Here is a 4,022-nt window from a genome sequence, read left to right on the forward strand (position 1 = left end):
TCATTCTTTATAAATAAATTACTTGGAAAAGATGAAGATATATCAAGAATTAAGTCTTTAGCATTTGGATAATATAACCATACGTTTGAAGTTAAGAGGATATTTTTTTGTTGAAATCAATTTACCATATTAAGTAAATTGATTTCAACTAGCACAATAGATTTATTAATTAAAAAGTCTACCTTTTTAAAAATATTTCAAAGGTAGACTTTTTTTTATAATTTTATAATAAAAATATATTTTGCTCTTCGCATTTAGCTAGCATTTCTTTTGGCCAAATAGAAGCTTGAACCTCTCCTATATGTGCTTTTCTTAAGAAGAACATACAGATTCTAGATTGACCTATTCCACCACCAATTGTCAATGGTAATTTATCTTCTAACAACATCTTATGGAATTCAAATTCTTTTCTTGATTCACAACCAGCTAAAGAAAGTTGCTTTTCTAAAGCTTTTTTATCTACTCTTATTCCCATTGAAGAAAGTTCAAACTCTCTCTCTAATACAGGGTTCCAGAATATTATATCTCCATTTAATTCCCAATCATCATAATCCGGAGCTCTTCCATCATGCTTTTCTCCTGATTTTAATAAATCTCCTATTTTCATTATGAATACAGAACCTTTTTCTTTTGCTATTGCAGATTCTCTTTCTTTAGCAGTGAACCCTGGATACTTGTCTTCTAACTCTTGTGATGTTATAAAGAAAATCTCTTCAGGAAGAACTTTTTCTATATCATATAATTCATACATACGTTGTTCTGTTTCTTTAAAGACACTGAATATAGTTTTAACTACATCCTTTAGATACATATCGTTTCTATCTTCTTTTGTTATAATTTTTTCCCAATCCCATTGATCTACATATATTGAATGTAGGTTATCTAAATCTTCATCTCTTCTTATAGCATTCATATCTGTATATAAACCTTCATACACATCAAATTTATATCTAGCCAAAGCCATTCTTTTCCACTTAGCTAAAGAATGTACTATCTCTGCTTCTGAATTATTGTCTCCTCTAACATCAAATGATACCGGTCTTTCTACTCCATTTAAGTTATCGTTAAGTCCTGATTCAGGTTTTACAAATAACGGTGCTGATACTCTAGTTAAGTTTAATCTATCTGATAAGTTTATTTGGAAAAAATCCTTTATTTGTTTTATAGCAATCTCAGTTTCTTTAAGTCCTAATTTAGGCTCATATCCTGTAGGTATTATTAATCTTTCTAACATAATATTCATTCCTCCTATTTATTGTTTGATTTTTAGTAGTTATAAAATTATAATTAATCACTATATTTAAACATGGCCATGTTTTTTAATTAATGAATAAATACTTTTTTTTATAATAAAAAAACCTTTCATCTCTATATAAATATAGAGACGAAAGGTTTGACTTCCGCGGTACCACTCTAATTAGCTTTAAGCTCACTTTAACAAGTACGGAATAAATAACTCGATACTGCCTAACTATAACGGTTTAAATCCGTCTAAGCCTACTCTCATACGATTTCAGTTAGAAACTCAGAGATGTTCTTCGCTATATTTTTTATATCGATCTCTCACCACCATCGATTCGCTGAAATAAAATCAATATAGTTACTCTTCTCTTCATAGTCTTTAAATCAATTGTTTATCTATAAAATGTATTATATATTCATTATTTAAAATTGTCAATATAATAATTTTTTTTTATGTATAAACTTTTTATGTATAAACTTTGTATCAACTAGGAATATATATATATGTACTGGCATATATTAAAACAAATACAATCGAATTTATTATTTTAAAGATTCAATTTTATATTTTCAAAGGAGGACAAACATATGCAAAAAACATTTATTTGTTTATTAATTCTTATATTATTATCTAGCCTAGTTGGATTTACATTTAATAGTACTCAAGAATATATATCTACAGGTTACTATAACGGAATGATAGATGATAACTCTATAGAGATTAAATCAAATAATAAAATATTAGTATTCAGATTAACCGCTAAGTTAAAGCCATATTTTATAGAAAATATATTAAATGAAAACAAATATGTAGAATTTAAATATTATAAAAATGAATACAATCAGCTTATTTTGCAATATATAAGTTTCCAAACAAAGCAAAATTAAATTTACATTTGAAATATTATGTAAACTTTTCTATTGGAACTTAAATTTTAAAATAAAAATGCATATATTGCTAATTAGCAATATATGCATTTTTATTTATTTTAACTTTCCTATTTTTCCATTAGGGAGCATATTATCATCTGGAGAGTATCCATTTTTTTCATTAAATTCTTTGCGTTTACACTTTTCCTTTTTCTTACCTTTACAGTATATTTCTATTAAATTATTGTATTTCCCTGTATCTTTATATTTTTTTATAAACCCACAGTGTTTAAATCTAGAACATTTTTCCATTTAAGATGTCCTCCTACTTTTTGATATAATATATGGTATCAAAAAGTATAATGTGATTAATCGTTATCTTTAATAAACATCTTAACAAAGTCTGTGGGATGTTGAATAATTTGTGATGTTTGCTCTATAGAATAGCCTTCATTAAGATAACGTTTTGCTATAACTCCTATCGACTCTCCTATCTCAATAATGTGATAATCTGGATCATAAATCCGAACAACACGTTGTTGCCACTCATGTTTCTTAGGTTGATGAACATATTCAATATTTTTATGTTTTTCCAGTCGTTGCATAAATTCATCAAAATCATCTACTTCAAAATATAATTCCATATTATTTGACTTTTCTATGACAGAACCAACCGGTAAATCTACAAGCCATGCAAAATCCTCTTGTATTGCAAATCCACCATTGAAAGTTACATTTTTCCCTAAATCAAGAACCACTTTCTGATTAAAAAGTTCTTGATAAAATCTTTTAGAAACATTAACATTTTTAACCGCTAATAGTGGCAGTTTAAATTTCATATCAATACCTCCAAATAATTGTATTTTGTATCTATGAATAAAATCATGCTATGTATTATACCACATATTTCTATTAAATTATTATATTTTTTTGTATTTTCATACTTTTTTACGAAGTCAGAGTGTCTAAGTCCAGAGCATTTTCTTATTTAAAATCTCTTTCTAATTTTTGATATAATATGAGGTATAAAGTGAAACTTAATTTAAATGTGATTAATCATTGTTAGATTAATTCTATTTTTTGTTTTGCAAATGCTGTTTACATTTTTTTATAAATATATCTATGTTTTTATCTTCTTCTTTTATTTTTTCTTCAGACATATTACCTCTACCTAATCTATCACAAGTTCCAAATAAGGCCAATTCTTCAACAGTTGTTTCAGATAGCATTTCATCTATTTTAGCAAAAGGTAAATCTTTCACTACAAATAATAAATGCATATGCCATTTTACAAGAATGCACACTTCATCTATAAATTTATTATCATCTGTAAATTCAACTAAAAACTCTCTTGCCAACTTCGCTCCTATTGAATCATGGTTATATGATCTTATTTTCTTTTTGCTTACTTTAGTTGTAGGTGGCTTACCTATATCATGAAGTAAAGCTGCCCACATAAATACACTTGGGTTATTGCTAAATCTTTTTTTATCGGCAGCAATATCAAGTACCATCATAGTATGATTCCATACATTTCCTTCAGGATGATATTTCTCAGATTGAGGAGTATCTTCTAGTTTTTTTAGCATTGAAAATGGATATTCATCTAACATACCATTATTTTTAATCTGATTAAAATATATTGAAGGCTTACTATCATTTAATAAATGATTATACCACTCTTTAAATATTTCTATATTAGAATTCATAAAAACCTCCTAAAAAATATGCTTTATTAAATATTATTTCATATAAATATAATAATATTTATTTAACCCGTTGTGCTAGTTAAATTTTTCAAATAATAAAACTCCAACAAATATGAAAACCTAAAGTTAATCAAAAAACTTTTATAAAGGAGGCTTTCAATATGTTGGAGCTTAATAACTATTCTATCCAAAATATCGAAA

General features: G+C 26.3%; 5 protein-coding genes and 1 other annotated feature. Of the genes, 1 reads left to right on the forward strand and 4 read right to left on the reverse strand.

Annotated elements, in window-relative coordinates; all coding sequences use genetic code 11:
* Positions 1-223 precede the first annotated feature (223 nt).
* Complete coding sequence (gene asnA, locus N4A48_RS05490) at positions 224-1,234, reverse strand: aspartate--ammonia ligase (protein WP_330665055.1); 1,011 nt, start codon at positions 1,232-1,234, stop codon at positions 224-226.
* A 143-nt stretch (positions 1,235-1,377) separates the two neighbouring features.
* Positions 1,378-1,625: a binding site (T-box leader), on the reverse strand.
* Between the two features lie 205 nt (positions 1,626-1,830).
* Here asnA and N4A48_RS05495 point away from each other — a divergent pair.
* The gene (locus N4A48_RS05495; protein ID WP_293664830.1) at positions 1,831-2,130 is read left to right on the forward strand and encodes a hypothetical protein; all 300 of its coding nucleotides are present in this window, start codon (positions 1,831-1,833) and stop codon (positions 2,128-2,130) included.
* Between the two features lie 96 nt (positions 2,131-2,226).
* On the opposite strand, the gene N4A48_RS05500 is transcribed toward N4A48_RS05495, so the two are convergent.
* The 3 genes from N4A48_RS05500 to N4A48_RS05510 all read right to left on the reverse strand — a co-directional run bounded on the left by N4A48_RS05500 (position 2,227) and on the right by N4A48_RS05510 (position 3,821).
* Positions 2,227-2,424, reverse strand: a complete 198-nt coding sequence (locus N4A48_RS05500) for a hypothetical protein (protein WP_293664831.1) — start codon at positions 2,422-2,424, stop codon at positions 2,227-2,229.
* Positions 2,425-2,480: 56 nt separating this feature from the next.
* Positions 2,481-2,951 (reverse strand): glyoxalase/bleomycin resistance/dioxygenase family protein, encoded by a 471-nt coding sequence (locus N4A48_RS05505; RefSeq protein ID WP_293664832.1) that lies wholly within the window; start codon positions 2,949-2,951, stop codon positions 2,481-2,483.
* A 234-nt stretch (positions 2,952-3,185) separates the two neighbouring features.
* Positions 3,186-3,821, reverse strand: a complete 636-nt coding sequence (locus N4A48_RS05510; RefSeq protein WP_293664833.1) for an HDIG domain-containing metalloprotein — start codon at positions 3,819-3,821, stop codon at positions 3,186-3,188.
* Between the last annotated feature and the right edge of the window lie 201 nt (positions 3,822-4,022).

The sequence above is a fragment of the Tepidibacter sp. genome (assembly GCF_025210165.1).
Classification (GTDB): Bacteria; Bacillota; Clostridia; order Peptostreptococcales; family Peptostreptococcaceae; genus Tepidibacter_A.

Excerpts from the sequence above, each read along its gene's own strand:
- N4A48_RS05510 (WP_293664833.1), bottom strand. The coding sequence starts at position 3,821 with ATGAATTCTAATATAGAAATATTTAAAGAGTGGTATAATCATTTATTA.
- N4A48_RS05505 (WP_293664832.1), bottom strand. The coding sequence starts at position 2,951 with ATGAAATTTAAACTGCCACTATTAGCGGTTAAAAATGTTAATGTTTCT.
- asnA (WP_330665055.1), bottom strand. The coding sequence starts at position 1,234 with ATGTTAGAAAGATTAATAATACCTACAGGATATGAGCCTAAATTAGGA.
- N4A48_RS05500 (WP_293664831.1), bottom strand. The coding sequence starts at position 2,424 with ATGGAAAAATGTTCTAGATTTAAACACTGTGGGTTTATAAAAAAATAT.
- N4A48_RS05495 (WP_293664830.1), top strand. The coding sequence starts at position 1,831 with ATGCAAAAAACATTTATTTGTTTATTAATTCTTATATTATTATCTAGC.